General features: G+C 52.5%; 1 rRNA gene. It reads left to right on the plus strand.

The window, feature by feature from the left end:
• Window positions 1-337: ribosomal RNA gene (locus CHH60_RS29460) — 23S ribosomal RNA — on the plus strand; the annotation flags it as partial.

The following is a 337-nucleotide window of genomic DNA, read 5'->3' on the forward strand; positions in this document are numbered from 1 at the left end:
GGGCTAGCCTCGGAAAACAGGGTCGTGGAGGTAGAGCACTGATTGGGTGCGGGGCCCGCAAGGGTTACCAAGCTCAGTCAAACTCCGAATGCCATAGACTTACTTCCGGGAGTCAGACAGTGAGTGCTAAGATCCATTGTCAAAAGGGAAACAGCCCAGACCATCAGCTAAGGTCCCCAAGTGTGTGTTAAGTGGGAAAGGATGTGGAGTTGCACAGACAACCAGGATGTTGGCTTAGAAGCAGCCACCATTGAAAGAGTGCGTAATAGCTCACTGGTCGAGTGACTCTGCGCCGAAAATGTAACGGGGCTAAACACACCACCGAAGCTATGGCTTG

It is taken from the genome of Paenibacillus sp. 7523-1, from assembly GCF_002276415.1.
Lineage (GTDB): Bacteria > Bacillota > Bacilli > Paenibacillales > Paenibacillaceae > Paenibacillus > Paenibacillus illinoisensis_A.